Genomic DNA, 13,950 nt, shown 5'->3' on the forward strand with positions numbered 1-13,950 from the left:
GTCAGATTTCCTCGTGCGTGAGGCTCAGGCCCAGCGCGCCGCGGCGGCGCAGCCAGGGCGAGGGGCGGTAGCGCGGATCGCCGTACACCGTCTGCAGGTTGAAGAGGATCTCGAGCACGTTGGTGGGGCCGATGCGGTCGCCCATGGCCAGCGGGCCCATCGGGTAGCCCAGGCCCAGGGTGACGGCCACGTCCAGGTCGGCCGGCGAACAGATGCCTTGCTGGCACATGTCGGCGGCGATGTTGACGATGGTGGCCACCACGCGCTGCGTGACGAAGCCGCCGCTGTCGCGCACCACGCTCACGGCCTTGCCGTCGCGGGCGAACAGGGCGTGCGCGGCGTCGCGCATGTCGGGGCGGGTGGCGGGGTTGGTGGCGAGCACGCGGCGCCTGGTGGCGCCGTCCTCCAGCATCATGTCGATGCCCAGGGTGCGCGTGGCGTCCAGGCGCTCCACGGCGGCCAGGGTGGTCACGTCCATGCCCAGCGGCGCCACCAGGATCAGGGCCTGTTCGCTGGGCGCGGCGCCGGTCTCGATGCGGGCGTCCAGGTTCTTGAGCAACTGGTACAGCTCCTGGCGGCGCGCGGCCTTGGGCGAGACCCACACCGGCGGCAGCGTGTCCACGGCCGGCACGGGCGGCTCGGGCGGCACCTGCGCCGCGCCGTCCACGTAGCGGTAGAAGCCGTCCCCCACCTTCTTGCCCACCACGCCGCCGGCCAGGCGCTGCGCGGTGATCACGCTCGGGCGGTAGCGCGGTTCCTCGTAGTACTGGTGGTAGATGGACTCCATCACCGGGTGCGACACGTCCAGGGCGGTGAGGTCCATCAGCTCGAAGGGCCCGAGGCGGAAACCCATCTGGTCTTTCAGGATGCGGTCCATGGTGGCGAAGTCGGTGACCCGCTCGCCCGCCACGCGCAGGGCCTCGGTGCCGTAGCCGCGGCCCGCGTGGTTGACGATGAAGCCCGGCGTGTCCTGCGCGCTCACGGGCGTGTGGCCGTAGGCGCGGGTGAAGCCGGCCAGGCGCTCGCAGACGGCGGGGTCGGTCTTGAGGCCGGCGATGACCTCCACCACCTTCATCAGCGGTACCGGATTGAAAAAGTGGTAACCCGCGAAGCGCGCCGGATGCTGGAGCGCGGCGGCGATGGCGGTGACCGACAGCGAGGAGGTGTTGCTGACCAGCACCGCGTCGGCGGCCACGACGTCCTCCAGTTGCTTGAAGACGGATTGCTTGACGTCCAGCCGCTCCACGATGGCCTCGATCACGAGGTCGCAAGCCGCGAGGTCCTGCAGGGACTCGGCCACCCGCAGGCGCTGCACGCAGGCGTCGCGCGTGGCGGCGTCGAGCTTGCCTTTGCCCTGCAGGGTGTCCCAGGTCTTGGCGAGGGCGTCGCGCGCGCCGGCGGCGGCGCCGGCCTGGGCGTCGAACAGCCAGACCTCGGCGCCGGCCTGCGCGGCCATCTGGGCGATGCCGCGGCCCATGGCGCCGGTGCCCACGACCGCCGCACGTTTAAAAAAGGATTGCATATGTGTGTTGTATTTCGGTTGATAGCCAGTTTGCCTATGACAAAATGTTTCAACCTTCTGGAGGGAAATCCGACGTGCGCCAGATCTGGACAGCCTGCATTTTGCTATCAACCGCCGTGAGCAGTCCGGCGGTCACGCTCGGGCGCCACAGTGGGGCGGCGCTGATCGGCCAGCCACTCGATGTGCAGTTCCAGGTGATGCTGGCCCCCGGCGAGGACATCGCCACCCAGTGTCTCCAGGCCGACGTCTTCTACGGCGACGTCCAGGTCACGCCGAACTTCGTCACCGTCACCCCGCGCGCCGCGCCCGGCGAACTCACGGGCATCGCCCGCGTCGTCGCCAGCCTGCCGGTCAACGAACCCATCGTCACCCTGTCGGTGCGCGCCGGCTGCGGCCTGCCGTTCACCCGCCGTTATGTGTTGCTCGCCGATCTGGTGAGCGAACCGGCGGTGGCGGCGGCTCCCGCGCCCCGCGCCGTCGACGCGATGCCCTTGCCCGCGGCTCCCATGCCGGCGCCGGCCCCGGCGCCCCAGGTGGCGGCGCCGCCCGCACGGGCCGCCACGCCTGAGCGCGCCCCCGCGCCCGTGGTGCGCGAGCGCCCGCGGGCCCCCATCAAGCCGTCCAAGGTGCCCGTGGCGCCGCGCCCGAAGCCAGCGGCGGCGCCCGCGCCGGCCGCTTCCGCCGCGGCGGCACCAGCCCCCACGCCCGTACCCAGCGCCAAGGACGGCGCCGCCAAGGCACCGGCCGGTGCGCCGCGCCTGCGGCTCGACCCCCCCGACCTGAGCGCGGGCACCTCACCCAACGCCGCGCCCGAGGCTGCGGCCGCGGCGCCCGCCGAACCCAGTCCGCTGGAAGCCGCGCTGGCGGCGGCCAACGAGGAGTCGCGCCGCAACGCCGAGCGCCTGGCCGCTCTGGAGGCCGACATGGCCCGCTTCCGCGAGTCGCAGCAGCGCGATCAGGCGCGCGTGGCCGAACTGAGCGCGCAGCTTGCGCAGGCCCAGGAGCAGCGCTACGCCAACTGGCTCGTCTTCTTGCTCGGCGGTTTGCTGCTGGTGTCCCTGGCGGCGCTGGTCGCCCTGGTGCGCCGCCAGCGGCAAGACACCCCCATCGCCTCCGACGCGTCGCGCGCCTGGTGGACCGACGGCCCGGACGAAGAGGGCGAGGCCCAGCCGCGCGCCTCGCGCCATGCGGCGTTGCAGCCCAGCGCGCCGGTGCCACTCGACGCCGTGGACGTTGACCTGGACGTGGATTCCACGCCCGCGCCCCTGCAGGCGGCGCCGCGCCGCACACCGGGCTTTGGCGCCACGGTGCCGCCCCAGGACCGGCGCGACTTCGCGCCCAGCGCGATGAACGTCTCGCGCTCCGTGGCCGCCGAGGAACTGTTCGACGTGCAGCAACAGGCCGACTTCTTCGTCTCGCTCGGTGAGGACGACCAGGCCATCGCGGTGCTGCGCAACCACCTGGCCGAGAGCCACGAGCCCAGCCCGCTGGCCTACCTTGACCTGTTCCGCCTGTACCACCGCCTGGGCCGCCGCGACGAATACGGGGCGCTGCGCGAGGAGTTCAACCGCGTGTTCAACGCCGGCGCGCCGCCCTTCGACCGCTACGCCGACAAAGGCCGCGGTCTGGACGCCTACGAGTCGGCCTTTGGGCGCATCCAGGCGCTGTGGCCGCAGCCGCGCGTGCTGGACCTCATCGAGCGCAGCCTGTTCCGTGATGCGGAGGAGGGCGACACCGAGGTGTTCGACCTGGAGGCCTACCGCGAGCTGCTGATGCTGCACGCGATCGCCAAGGACATCGTTCAGCGCGAATCGCAGACGCTGCCGCCGCAGGAGTTCCGCAATACTTCCATGCAGCCGCTCAAGGCGGTGTCGCGCAACGCGCCGCTCACGGTCACGGGTGATGACCCGCAGCGCCGCACCGTGCCGATGGACCTGCACGTGATCCCGCCCGCCTCGGCCCGCCAGGGGCTGGACGTGAACCTGGAAGACCTGGAGGCCGAGTCGCAGTTCGAGGCCTCGCTGCCCGAGGTGGACGTGCCGGTGGAGCCCACCGCCGGGCGCGGTGGTGCGCTGCGCAGTGGCGAGAGCAGCCTGATCGATTTCGAGATCGTGGACAACGACCCCCGCCCCAACGAGGTGCGCGCCCCGCGCGACGAGGGCGACAGCGAGGGCGGAGAGCGCCGCTCCTGAGCGGTGACCTCTCCGCTCCAAGCAGGCCGGGTCACATGACCCGGCTTTTTTTCAGCGGCGCACCTGCAGCGCCCCGGGGTTGACGATGTTCGTCGGCGTGCCCCGGATGAAATTCACCACGTTGTCGAAAGCCGCGCTGAAGTACATCTCGTAGCTGTCCTGTTCCACGTAGCCGATGTGCGGGGTGCAGATGCAGTTCTCCAGCCGCAGCAGCGCGTGGCCCTGCAGGATGGGTTCCGACTCGAACACGTCCACGGCCGCCATGCCGGGGCGGCCCCGGTTGAGCGCGGTGATCAAGGCGTCGGGCTCGATGAGCTCCGCGCGCGAGGTGTTCACCAGCAGCGAGGTCGGTTTCATGCGCAGCAGGTCGTCGAGCTTGACGCAGCCCAGGCTGCGTTCGCCCAGCCGCAGGTGCAGGCTGAGCACGTCGCAGCATTCGAAGAAGCCCTCCTTGGAGGTGGCCACGTCGTAGCCGTCGTCCACGGCGCGCGCACGGGCTTCCTCGGAGCCCCACACCACCACGCGCATGCCGAAGGCGCGGCCGTAGCCGGCCACCAGCTGGCCGATGCGGCCGTAGCTCCACACGCCCAGGGTTTTGTCGCGCAACACCATGCCCACGCCGAAGTTGGGCGGCATGGCGGAGGACTTGAGCCCCGACTGCTGCCAGGCGCCGTGCTTGAGGTTGGCGACGTACTGCGGGATGCGGCGCATGGCCGCGAGCACCAGCGCCCAGGTGAGCTCGGCCGTGGACACGGGCGAGCCCACACCCTCGGCCACCGCGATGCCGCGCTCGGTGCAGGCGCCGACGTCGACGTGGCTGCCCACGCGCCCGGTCTGGGCGATGAGTTTGAGGCGGGGCAGCTTGTCGACGAGCTGGCGGGTGATGGGGGTGCGTTCGCGGATCAGCACGAGCACGTCGGCGTCGCGCAGGCGGATGGACAGCTGGCCGACACCCTTGACGGTGTTGGTGAAGACCTTGGCGGGGTAGGGCTCGAGCTTCTCGGCGCAATGCAGCTTGCGCACGGCGTCCTGATAGTCGTCGAGGATCACGATGTTCATGCCGCCTATTGTGCCCGGCCCCTTTGTGGTGACCGGGCAGCGGCGCGCTCAGGCCACCCGGCGTTGCAGCGTGGCGGGCGCGGCGCCGTCGAGCGCCGCGAGGCGGTCCAGCTCACGGCAGACCTCGTCGATGCGGCCCGCGAGCGCGACGCGGCCGTCGTGTGCGTGCGAGGCGTTGGCCGCCGAGCGGCCCAGCCAGCCCGCGCGCGCAAAGCGGCGCACGGCGGGGGTGGCGGGCGGCGTGGGCCTGGGGGTCGCGCGCGTGTGCGGCTCGGGCAACCAGCAGTCGATCAGTTGCAGGGGCTTGCGCCAGCTGTTCGATGCAAAGGAGTGGAAGAACAGTCCCATGTGAAACACCTCGTCAAGGGGTTGAACACAGGCAGGATTGATCTGGAATGCCGTCGCTGCGGGGTTGCGTGAGCGGCCGGTGGCCGCTTCAGGCAACGCCCGCCACCCGCAGTGGCGGCGCCGACCCCTCGGGTCAGTTCTGGAAGTTGTTGCGGATCAGGCCCACGGCCAAGCCCTCGATTTCGAAGGGTTCACCGGGTTCGACCACGATGGTGGGGTAGTCGGGGTTTTCGGCGTGCAGTTCGATGTGGTCGCGCAGGCGCATGTAGCGCTTGACGGTGACGTCGTCGCCCAGGCGGGCCACCACGATCTGGCCGTTGCGCGCCTCGCGCGTGGAGGCCACGGCGAGCAGGTCGCCGTCAAGGATGCCGGCGTCGCGCATGGACATGCCGCGCACGCGCAGCAGGTAGTCGGGGGTGCGCTGGAACAGGCTGGGCTCGACGCTGTAGGTCTGGTCGACGTGCTCCTGCGCGAGGATGGGCGAGCCCGCCGCGACGCGGCCGATGAGGGGCAGCACCAGCTGCGCCAGACCGGGCAGCGGCAGGGAGAGCTGGCTGTCGCGGGCCGCATGGATACTCTGCAGGTCGGCCCGGCGCAGGCGGATGCCGCGCGAGGTGCCGCTGACCAGTTCGATGACGCCCTTGCGCGCCAGGGCCTGCAGGTGCTCTTCGGCCGCGTTGGCCGACTTGAAGCCCAGTTCGGCCGCGATTTCGGCGCGCGTGGGCGGTGCCCCGGTGCGCGCGATGGCGGTCTGGATCAGCGCCAGGATCTGCTGCTGGCGGGCGGTGAGCTTGGGAGCGGCTTGGGTGTCGAGCATGGAACCTCGCATCAAGGGCTGGTGGGCCGGAACTGGGCACTGTCTGGGCATCCAGTATCTGTATTTTTAACCAGTTATTTGGAGAAGGCAAGTGGGTGAGGGCACAAAGGCCACGCGGATCGTCGTGCTGGGCATGGGCGGGACCATCGCCGGCCGGGCCGAGCGCGCGGGCGACAACGTGGGCTACGACGCGGGGGCGGTGCCGGTCGAGGACCTGGCGGCCGGCCTGCCCGCGCTGCGCGGGCGGGACATGGCCTTCGAACAGGTGGCGCAGATCAACAGCAAGGACATGCGCCTGGCCGATCTGCAGCGGCTGGTGGGGCGGGCGGGCCGGCACCTGGCCGACCCCGCCGTGCAAGGGCTGGTGGTCACGCACGGCACCGACACCATCGAGGAGACCGCGTACCTGCTGCAGACGCTGCTGGCGCCGGCCAAGCCCCTGGTGTTGACCTGCGCCATGCGCCCGGCCACGGCGGTGTCGCCCGACGGCCCGCAGAACCTCAGCGATGCCGTGGCCGTGGCCACCGAGCCGGGCGCGCGCGGCGTGCTGGTGGTGTGCGCGGGGCGGGTGCACGGCCCTCTTGAAGTGGCCAAGCAGCACCCGTACCGCACCGACCCTTTCGATTCCGGCGACGCCGGCGTGATCGCGCTGGTGGAGGAGGGGCGCGTGCGGCGCTTTCGCGATTGGCCCGCGGCGGCGCGCCACGCGGCGCGGCTGCAGGCCTTCCTGCGTGCGACCGCGATGCCGCGCGTGGCCTGGCTGAGCAGCCACGCCGACGCGGCGGCCTGGCCGGTGCACGCACTGCTGGCCGCGCCGCCCGCGGCGCGGGTGCAGGGCATCGTGGTGTCGGGCACGGGCAATGCGTCGCTGCACGCCGAACTCGAGGCCGCGCTGCGCGAGGCCGAGGCGGGCGGCGTGCGCGTGGTCATCGCCAACCGCAACGGCGCGCCGCCGGTGCCGTACCCCCAGCAGCCCTTCGCCGACATCGACGGCCTGTCGCCGCCCAAGGCGCGCTGGGCGCTGGCGCTCGAGTTGCTGGACGCCTGAGGGTGGACGCCTTCGCCGCGCTGGGCGCCCATCCCTGGGCCTACCCCATGCTGGAGGTGGCGCACCTCGTGGGCGTCGCCTTGCTGCTGGGCAATCTGCTGCTGCTGGAGGCGCGCGTGTGGGGCCTGGGCGCGGCACTGCCGGTGCAGCCACTGGCGCGCTTGAGCCTCGGGCTGGCCGTGCTGGGATTCGGTCTGGCGGCGGCCAGTGGCCTGACCATGTTCGCCACCATGCCGTCGGAACTGTTGGGCAACCGGGTGTTCACAGCCAAGATGGCGCTGATCGCGCTGGCGGCGTGCAACGCGGGCTGGTTCCATGGCCGCCGCTCGCTGCAGCGCCTGGATGGCACGGCGCGCGCCCTGCTGGGCGTGTCCACGCTGCTGTGGCTGACGGTGCTTACCTGTGGCCGCTGGATCGGCTACGTCTGAAGGAGTGCAGGACGATGGACAGACGAACCCTGTTGCAGGCCGGCGCCCTGGCGCTGGGGGGCGTGGCCGGTGCCGCGCGCGCGCACCATGGCTGGAGCAGCTTCGACCAGAGCCGCCCCCTCTACCTGGAGGGCAAGGCCGTGCAGGTGGCGTGGCGCAACCCGCACGCCGAACTGGTGCTGGAAGTGCCCGAGAACCTGGCCGTGCCCGCGGGTCTGGCGAGCCGGTCGCTGCCGGCGCAGTCGGCCGGCGTGGACGGTGCCGCGCTGCTGGCGCGCGCCACGGTGCCGCGCCGGCGGGACCGGCGCTGGCAGATCGAACTCGCGCCCATTTTTCGCCTGAACCAGTGGCAGGTACCCGAGCTGAAGGTGGGCGACAGCATGGCCATGGTGGGCTTCGCCTTCGAGGGCGAGCGCGGCGAGCCGGTGCTGCGCGTGGAGTACCTGTTCGTCAGCGACAAGGCCTACGGCTTGCGCTCCAGCCCGGTCTGAGCCGCGCCGGCGCGGCTCACAGCGTGGCCAGCATGGCGCCCACGGTCAGCGCCATGGCGACCGTGGCGATCCAGCCGAGCACGCGCAGCCGCGGGCCGATGACGTGCGGGCCCATCGTCGAGGGCTGGGCGGCCAGCAGCATCATCACGGCCATGATGGGCACGGCGATCACGCCGTTGATCACCGCCGACCAGAACAGCGCCCGGACGGGGTCCATCGACGTGAAGCACAGCAGCACGCCGCCCACGGTGGCGGTGGCGATCACGCCATAGAAGCCGCGGCCTTCCCCCTTGTCCAGGCGTGCGCTCAGGCTGCCCGACCAGCCCGCCGCCTCGGCCACGGCGTAGCCGGCGGAGCCCGCGAGCACCGGCACCGCCAGCAGTCCGGTGCCGATGATCCCCAGGCTGAACAGCATGAAGGTGAATGGCCCGGCCACGGGCCGCAGGGCCTCCGCCGCCTGGGCCGAGGTCTGGACGTCGGTGATGCCCGCGGCGTGCAGCGTGGCCGCCGTGCTCAGGATGATGAAGAAGGCGATCAGGTTGGAGAACACCATGCCGATGCTGGTGTCGATCTTGATGCGCCGAAGGTGGCGGCGCACGTCCTGTCGGGTCTGGGGCGGCTGGCCGCTGGCGTCTTCCATTTCCTGCGCCGCCTGCCAGAAGAAGAGGTAGGGACTGATGGTGGTGCCGAACACCGCGACCACCATCAGGAGCACGTCGTGGCCGAGGGCGAGAGGCGGGCGCACGATCTGCCGGGCCACGGTCCACCAGTCCAGGTGCACCGTGAACACCACGGCCACATAGGACAGCAGCGCCAGCGTCAGCCACTTCAGCCAGCGCACGTAGGTCTGGTAGGGCAGGAAGACCTGCAGCACCAGGCAGAGCAGGCCGAACGTCACCGCGTACACGTGGGCCGACCCGCCCACCAGCAGGCGCAGCGCCTCCGCCATGGCCGCGATGTCCGCGGCCAGGTTGAGCGTGTTGGCCACCAGCAGCAGGCCGACCACGGCCAGCAGCACCCAGCGCGGAAAACCCGCCCGGATGTTGGCGGCCAGGCCCCGCCGCGTGACGTGTCCGATGCGCGCGCTGACGATCTGGATCGCGATCATGAGCGGCAGGGTGAAGACCACCGTCCACAGCATGGAGAAGCCGAACTGCGCGCCGGCTTGGGAGTAGGTGGCGATGCCGCTGGGATCGTCGTCGGCGGCACCGGTGATCAGGCCGGGTCCGAGCTTGCGCAGACCGCGCCGCAGGCCGAATGGACGGATCGCTTTCATGAGGCTCCCTGCCCGTTGGGCCCCGAGGCGGCCGGGGCGAGGCGCGGATCGTGGCCCGGCCGGCCATTGCGCGTCAATGGCCCCAGGCCGTTGGCCGGTGGAGAAAAACCCGGTTCGGGCTTACCAGTCCACCCGCAGTCCCAGGCTGCCGTTGAGCCCACCCCGGTGCCGCGCCGCGCCGCCCAGGGACCAGGCGCTGCCCACTTCCCCATAGAGGCTGATGCCGGTGGACAAGGCCAGCGTGGCGCCAGCGGCCAGTTCGGCGCTGGCGCCGCCCGTGCCCGTGGCCACGTCCGCGGAGCCGGCGGGTCCGATGAAGCGCGCCACATCCCTGCCTGGGCTGCTGCGGTACAGGTTCACGCGACCGTACGGTCGCAGCACGCCCGCGGCGGTCGACACCTCGCCCTTGACCCGCAGACCCAGCCGGGCCGCCCAGCTGCCATGGGGCTGTTGCTGCACGTCGGCGCCGGCGATGCTCACGCCGTCGAGCGCCATGCGCTGGTGCACCAGTTGCAGCTGCGGCTCCAGTTCCCAGCCCGCCGCGAGTGGGTAGCCCCGCCCGACTTCCACCGAGGCCAGGAGGCTGTCGCCCTTGCCATGGCTGGCCGGCGCGGTCAGCGGCGACACGCTGTAGCGGTGGCGGGCGCCCTGCAGCACCGTGTCCAGGTAGAAGCCGTTGGCACGCCGGTAGGTCGCATAGACGCCCAGGTACTGGCTGCGCAGCGCATTGCTGCCCAGCGCCTGTTCCGCGATGCCGCCAGCCAGGCCCCGCAGCCGCATGTCGCCGTCGAGCTGACCCACGTACAGGCCCGCGCGCCAGCCCGGCCGGGCCCACAGGTCGATGCCGGCCTGCAGACCGTGGAGCCGGCCCCGGCTGCGCGGGCTCACGTCGCCGCGCTGGCTCACGCGGCGTTCGGCGCTGATGATCCGCGCCCAGGTCTGCCGTTCGGCGGTGGCGCCATCGCCGACGCGCAGGTGCAGGTTGCCCACCATCACGGCATTGCCCAGGCGCAGCTGCTCAGGCAGCGCGGCGAACAGTGGTACCTCCACGCGGTAGGCGGGCGTGGCGGCCCCCGCGACCGCGCTGGACCGCAGAAACCAACTTTCCCCGGCGCCGTTGGCGTCGGCCGCGTACAGGCGGTACTCGTAGGCGCCGGCGTCGACGTGCTCGCCGGCCAGGCGGAACGCGTCCCTGGTGGTCTGGGCGGTGGTGGTGGCGCCGTTGAGCGCGCTGATGACTTCGATGCCGTCGCCCGTGGTCAGCGCGCCCAGGCCGCCCAGGTTGGTGATGTGCAAGGTGGTGGTGCCGCTGGCGCTGGCGCCGGCGCCATCGAGCACCAGCCGGTCGCTGAGGCTGCCGCTGTGGCCCAGCGCGGTGCCCATCCTCAGCGTGCCGTTCTGGCCGACATAGGCGCCGTTGACGGTCAGCCGGCTGCCGGGGACGGCGCCCAGCAGCGAGACCGTGCCCGCGTTGTCCAGGCTGGCCACCGCCTGGTCCAGGCCCGCCGTGTCGAGCGTGGCGCCGGCCGCCACGGTGTGCGCGGAGTGGGCGCTGAAGGCGCCGGCGGCGCTGGCACGCAAGGTGCCGCCCGCCACGCGGGTGGCACCCGTGTAGGTGCTCAGGCCGCCCAGCGTCAGCGTGCCCAGGCCCAGCTTGTTGAAGTCCGCCGCGCCGGTGAAGGCCGTGCCGACGCCGACGGCGTGGTTGTTCGTGTCGATCCACACGCCCTCGGCGCCACCCGACAGCGTGGCGAAACCTTGCAGAAAATCGGCCTCGTTCAGGGTCGCGCGCAGGATGCCGCCGTTGAGGTTGAGCGTGGCGGTGCCACTGCCCCGGATCACCACGTTCGTTTCGAGCACGCCGCGCCCGCTCGCGTCGCCGAGCAGGCTCAGCGTGCCGCTGGAGCCGGCCTGGACGGCGATCTGGGTGCGCGGCGCCAGCACCGTGCCGCGGTCCTCGATGGTCAATTCGCCGATGCCCTCGTAGCCCACGTTCAACTGCGCCGAAAAGTCCAGGCTGGACGCGCGGGCGCTGATGGCGTCGCGGCCCGTGACCGTGACCAGGCCGTTGCCGCCCGCTTCGTAGCCGATGTAGACGGTGTGGCCGCTGACCGCGCCACCCGCTTCAACGGTGAGATCACCCGGGTCCGAAAAACCCACGTAGAGGTTGTCGCCAAGGCTCCAGGTCGAGACCCGGCCGTTGCCGTCGCTGCCGGAGACGGTGACCGTGCCGCTGGAGACGCCCGGGCCCACGCCGGTGGTGCCACCGATGGCGCCCTGGACGCTGCGCACCAGGCCTCCGTTTTCGATGAGCAGCGAGCCCACGCCGGCATTGCCCACGGTGAGCGTGCTGGTGTTGATCCAGGTGGAGGCGTTGCCATGGGCATCCACGCCCGAGACGGTGGCCGAGGCCGTGCCGCCGCCAAAGGCGATGTTGCCGTGCGCGTTGCTGACCAGACCGCCGTTGAGGATCGAGAGCGACGCCGTGCCGCCCGCCCCGACGGCCAGATCGCCCGGCATGGTCCAGCTCGACACGTTGCCGCTGCCGTCGCTGCCCGTGACGATCACCGTGCCCGTGCCCCCGGTGTAGCCCAGCGCGCCGTTCCCGCTGCTGGCCGTGCCGCCGTCTTCGATGGTCAGGGTGCCGACGCCGGTGTCGCCGACGTAGATCTCGCCGGCCTCGACCCAGTGCGGCGACGGGACCGGCAAGGGGCCCGGGTTCACGTCGCCCACGCCGGTGACGGACTGCGCGACCGCCACGCGGGTGCCCAGCGTTGCCCACACCAGGGCCATGGCCGCCAGGGACAGGCGCGAGCGCCGGTGGGGAATGAACGCGTGTTGCTGGCCCATTGGTTTGTCATCGGTCCATGCTGGCGCAACTTGATGGCCTTCTGGCCCGTGCCTTGGCCGTCGCCGATCGCGCGGCTGCGCCGACCAAGAAAAATGCCCCGCGGTTGCGGGGCATTGTGCTGGGGCTCAGGCGGGGGGGCGCTCAGGAACCGAGCGCCTGCAGGGCGCGCGCGGTGATCTCGTCCACGCTGCCCAGGCCGCTGATGGCGCGGTACTTGGGCGCGGCCGCCGGTTCGGCCTTGGCCCACTGGCTGTAGTAGTCCACCAGCGGGCGCGTCTGCGCGCTGTAGACCTCCAGGCGCTTCTTGACGGTGTCTTCCTTGTCGTCGTCGCGCTGGATCAGCGGCTCGCCGGTCACGTCGTCTTTGCCGTCCACCTTGGGCGGGTTGAACTTGACGTGGTAGGTGCGGCCCGATGCGGGGTGCGAGCGGCGCCCGCTCATGCGCTCGATGATGGCGTCGAAGGGCACGTCGATCTCGAGCACATAGTCGAGCTTGACGCCCGCCGCCTTCATGGCGTCGGCCTGCGGAATCGTGCGCGGAAAGCCGTCGAAGAGAAAACCGTTGGCGCAGTCGGGCTGGGCGATGCGCTCCTTGACGAGATTGATGATGAGGTCGTCGCTCACCAGGGCGCCGGCTTCCATCACGGCCTTGGCCTGCAGGCCCAGCGGCGTGCCGGCCTTGACGGCGGCGCGCAGCATGTCGCCGGTGGAGATTTGCGGAATGCGGTACTTCTCGCAGATAAACGCGGCCTGCGTCCCTTTGCCCGCCCCCGGTGGGCCCAACAGAATCAATCTCATCGCTTTCCTTTTGTCAGAGTTTCAACCGCGTCGCCGCTGCCCCCTCGCGCGGCGGCCCCAGGGCGTGCCGCCGGGGTAACCGACGGAGGATAGCACGCGACCCTTGACAAGCCCTTGCCGCGCACCAGGCCGGTGCGGGGCTCAGGCCGCGCCGATCAAGGCGCGCACGCGGGCCAGGTCTTGCGGGGTGTCGACGCCGGGGCCGGGCGCGTGCGCCGTGAGGTGCACCGCGATGCGCTCGCCATGCCACAGCGCGCGCAGCTGCTCGAGCGACTCCAGACGTTCCGTGGGCGCCGCGGGCAGGGTGGGGAAGCGCCGCAGGAAAGCGGCCCGGTAGGCGTAGATGCCGACGTGGCGCAGCGGCGCGGGCGAAGGCAGGTCGTCCCCGGCCATGCCGTCGCGCCACCAAGGAATGGGCGCACGGCTGAAGTACTGGGCGGTGCCGCGCGCGTCGGTCACCACCTTCACCACGTTCGGGTCCAGCCAATCGGCGCGCCGCTCGATGGCGTGCGCGGCCGTGCTCATGGCGCAGTCGGTGCGCGCCTGCAGTTCGGCGGCCACGGCATCGATCAATGCGGGCTCGATCAGGGGTTCGTCGCCCTGCACATTGACCACCACCTCGTCGTCGGCCAGCCCCAGCGCCGCGCAGGCCTCGGCGAGGCGGTCGCTGCCGCTGGGGTGGTCGGCGCGCGTGGCCAGCGCGGCGACGCCGTGCTGCGCGCAGGCGGCCAGGATGCGCGAATCGTCGGCCGCCACCACGCAGCGCGTGGCGCCACTCAGGGCCGCGCGGCGCGCCACGCGCACCACCATGGGCAGCCCGCCGATGTCGGCGAGGGGTTTGTCCGGCAGGCGGCTGGACGCCAGGCGCGCCGGGATCAGCACGGTGAAGCCCTGGGCCACGCTCAGTCCTGCGGCGCGGCGGGCTTGGGCGGGCGGGCGGCCTCCTCTTCGCTCAGGGGCCGCGCCTCGTGCTCCAGCAGGATGGGGATGCCGTCGCGGATCGGGTAGGCCAGCCGGGCGCTGCGCGAGAGCAGTTCCTGGCGCTCGCGGTTGAGCACGAGCGGGCCCTTGGTGACCGGGCAGACCAGCAGTTCGAGGAGTTTGGAATCCATCCGGTGAT

13 protein-coding genes are annotated in these 13,950 nt (G+C 71.7%); 4 read left to right on the forward strand and 9 right to left on the reverse strand.

From position 1 onward, the window contains the following. Position 1: 1 nt before the first annotated feature. Positions 2-1,522, reverse strand: a complete 1,521-nt coding sequence (locus DY262_RS01320; protein ID WP_116957190.1) for a 3-hydroxyacyl-CoA dehydrogenase — start codon at positions 1,520-1,522, stop codon at positions 2-4. Positions 1,523-1,638: 116 nt separating this feature from the next. Here DY262_RS01320 and DY262_RS01325 point away from each other — a divergent pair, with 116 nt between their 5' ends. Continuing rightward, a complete protein-coding gene (locus DY262_RS01325; protein WP_116957191.1) occupies positions 1,639-3,714 on the forward strand; it encodes a hypothetical protein in 2,076 nt (691 codons plus the stop codon). 51 nt (positions 3,715-3,765) lie between these two features. On the opposite strand, the gene DY262_RS01330 is transcribed toward DY262_RS01325, so the two are convergent. The 3 genes from DY262_RS01330 to lexA all read right to left on the reverse strand — a co-directional run bounded on the left by DY262_RS01330 (position 3,766) and on the right by lexA (position 5,938). Then, positions 3,766-4,773, reverse strand: a complete 1,008-nt coding sequence (locus DY262_RS01330) for a D-2-hydroxyacid dehydrogenase family protein (RefSeq protein WP_116957192.1) — start codon at positions 4,771-4,773, stop codon at positions 3,766-3,768. A gap of 48 nt (positions 4,774-4,821) precedes the next feature. Continuing rightward, complete coding sequence (locus DY262_RS01335) at positions 4,822-5,121, reverse strand: hypothetical protein (protein ID WP_116957193.1); 300 nt, start codon at positions 5,119-5,121, stop codon at positions 4,822-4,824. A 133-nt stretch (positions 5,122-5,254) separates the two neighbouring features. Next, the gene (lexA, locus tag DY262_RS01340) at positions 5,255-5,938 is read right to left on the reverse strand and encodes a transcriptional repressor LexA (protein ID WP_070398273.1); all 684 of its coding nucleotides are present in this window, start codon (positions 5,936-5,938) and stop codon (positions 5,255-5,257) included. A gap of 91 nt (positions 5,939-6,029) precedes the next feature. Between lexA and DY262_RS01345 the strand changes: the two genes are divergently transcribed. The 3 genes from DY262_RS01345 to DY262_RS01355 are packed head-to-tail and all read left to right on the forward strand — an operon-like array spanning position 6,030 to position 7,905. Then, positions 6,030-6,986, forward strand: a complete 957-nt coding sequence (locus DY262_RS01345; protein ID WP_245980763.1) for an asparaginase — start codon at positions 6,030-6,032, stop codon at positions 6,984-6,986. A gap of 47 nt (positions 6,987-7,033) precedes the next feature. Then, a complete protein-coding gene (locus tag DY262_RS01350; RefSeq protein ID WP_116957532.1) occupies positions 7,034-7,414 on the forward strand; it encodes a hypothetical protein in 381 nt (126 codons plus the stop codon). 14 nt (positions 7,415-7,428) lie between these two features. Continuing rightward, on the forward strand, positions 7,429-7,905 hold the full coding sequence (locus DY262_RS01355; RefSeq protein WP_116957194.1) for a DUF6152 family protein: 477 nt from the start codon (positions 7,429-7,431) through the stop codon (positions 7,903-7,905). A 16-nt stretch (positions 7,906-7,921) separates the two neighbouring features. Here the strand turns inward: DY262_RS01355 and DY262_RS01360 are convergent, their stop codons facing one another. From DY262_RS01360 to DY262_RS01380, 5 genes are all read right to left on the reverse strand, one after another. After that, positions 7,922-9,181, reverse strand: coding sequence for an NRAMP family divalent metal transporter (locus DY262_RS01360; protein WP_116957195.1), 1,260 nt, complete (start codon positions 9,179-9,181; stop codon positions 7,922-7,924). 120 nt (positions 9,182-9,301) lie between these two features. Next, positions 9,302-12,031, reverse strand: a complete 2,730-nt coding sequence (locus tag DY262_RS01365) for an autotransporter family protein (protein ID WP_116957196.1) — start codon at positions 12,029-12,031, stop codon at positions 9,302-9,304. A 142-nt stretch (positions 12,032-12,173) separates the two neighbouring features. Beyond that, entirely contained in the window at positions 12,174-12,830 is a 657-nt protein-coding gene (gene adk, locus DY262_RS01370; protein WP_070398276.1) for an adenylate kinase, read from the reverse strand. A gap of 141 nt (positions 12,831-12,971) precedes the next feature. Further along, complete coding sequence (kdsB, locus tag DY262_RS01375; RefSeq protein ID WP_116957197.1) at positions 12,972-13,736, reverse strand: 3-deoxy-manno-octulosonate cytidylyltransferase; 765 nt, start codon at positions 13,734-13,736, stop codon at positions 12,972-12,974. Further along, the gene (locus tag DY262_RS01380; RefSeq protein WP_116957198.1) at positions 13,733-13,942 is read right to left on the reverse strand and encodes a Trm112 family protein; all 210 of its coding nucleotides are present in this window, start codon (positions 13,940-13,942) and stop codon (positions 13,733-13,735) included. Before DY262_RS01380 ends, kdsB begins: the two co-directional genes overlap by 4 nt. Positions 13,943-13,950: the final 8 nt, after the last annotated feature.

The organism is Hydrogenophaga borbori, assembly GCF_003417535.1.
Taxonomy (GTDB): Bacteria; Pseudomonadota; Gammaproteobacteria; order Burkholderiales; family Burkholderiaceae_C; genus Hydrogenophaga; species Hydrogenophaga borbori.

Coding starts and splice junctions, on each gene's coding strand:
- lexA (WP_070398273.1), bottom strand. CDS start 5,938: ATGCTCGACACCCAAGCCGCTCCCAAGCTCACCGCCCGCCAGCAGCAG.
- DY262_RS01360 (WP_116957195.1), bottom strand. CDS start 9,181: ATGAAAGCGATCCGTCCATTCGGCCTGCGGCGCGGTCTGCGCAAGCTC.
- DY262_RS01320 (WP_116957190.1), bottom strand. CDS start 1,522: ATGCAATCCTTTTTTAAACGTGCGGCGGTCGTGGGCACCGGCGCCATG.
- DY262_RS01335 (WP_116957193.1), bottom strand. CDS start 5,121: ATGGGACTGTTCTTCCACTCCTTTGCATCGAACAGCTGGCGCAAGCCC.
- DY262_RS01350 (WP_116957532.1), top strand. CDS start 7,034: ATGCTGGAGGTGGCGCACCTCGTGGGCGTCGCCTTGCTGCTGGGCAAT.
- DY262_RS01330 (WP_116957192.1), bottom strand. CDS start 4,773: ATGAACATCGTGATCCTCGACGACTATCAGGACGCCGTGCGCAAGCTG.
- DY262_RS01355 (WP_116957194.1), top strand. CDS start 7,429: ATGGACAGACGAACCCTGTTGCAGGCCGGCGCCCTGGCGCTGGGGGGC.
- DY262_RS01365 (WP_116957196.1), bottom strand. CDS start 12,031: ATGGGCCAGCAACACGCGTTCATTCCCCACCGGCGCTCGCGCCTGTCC.
- adk (WP_070398276.1), bottom strand. CDS start 12,830: ATGAGATTGATTCTGTTGGGCCCACCGGGGGCGGGCAAAGGGACGCAG.
- DY262_RS01380 (WP_116957198.1), bottom strand. CDS start 13,942: ATGGATTCCAAACTCCTCGAACTGCTGGTCTGCCCGGTCACCAAGGGC.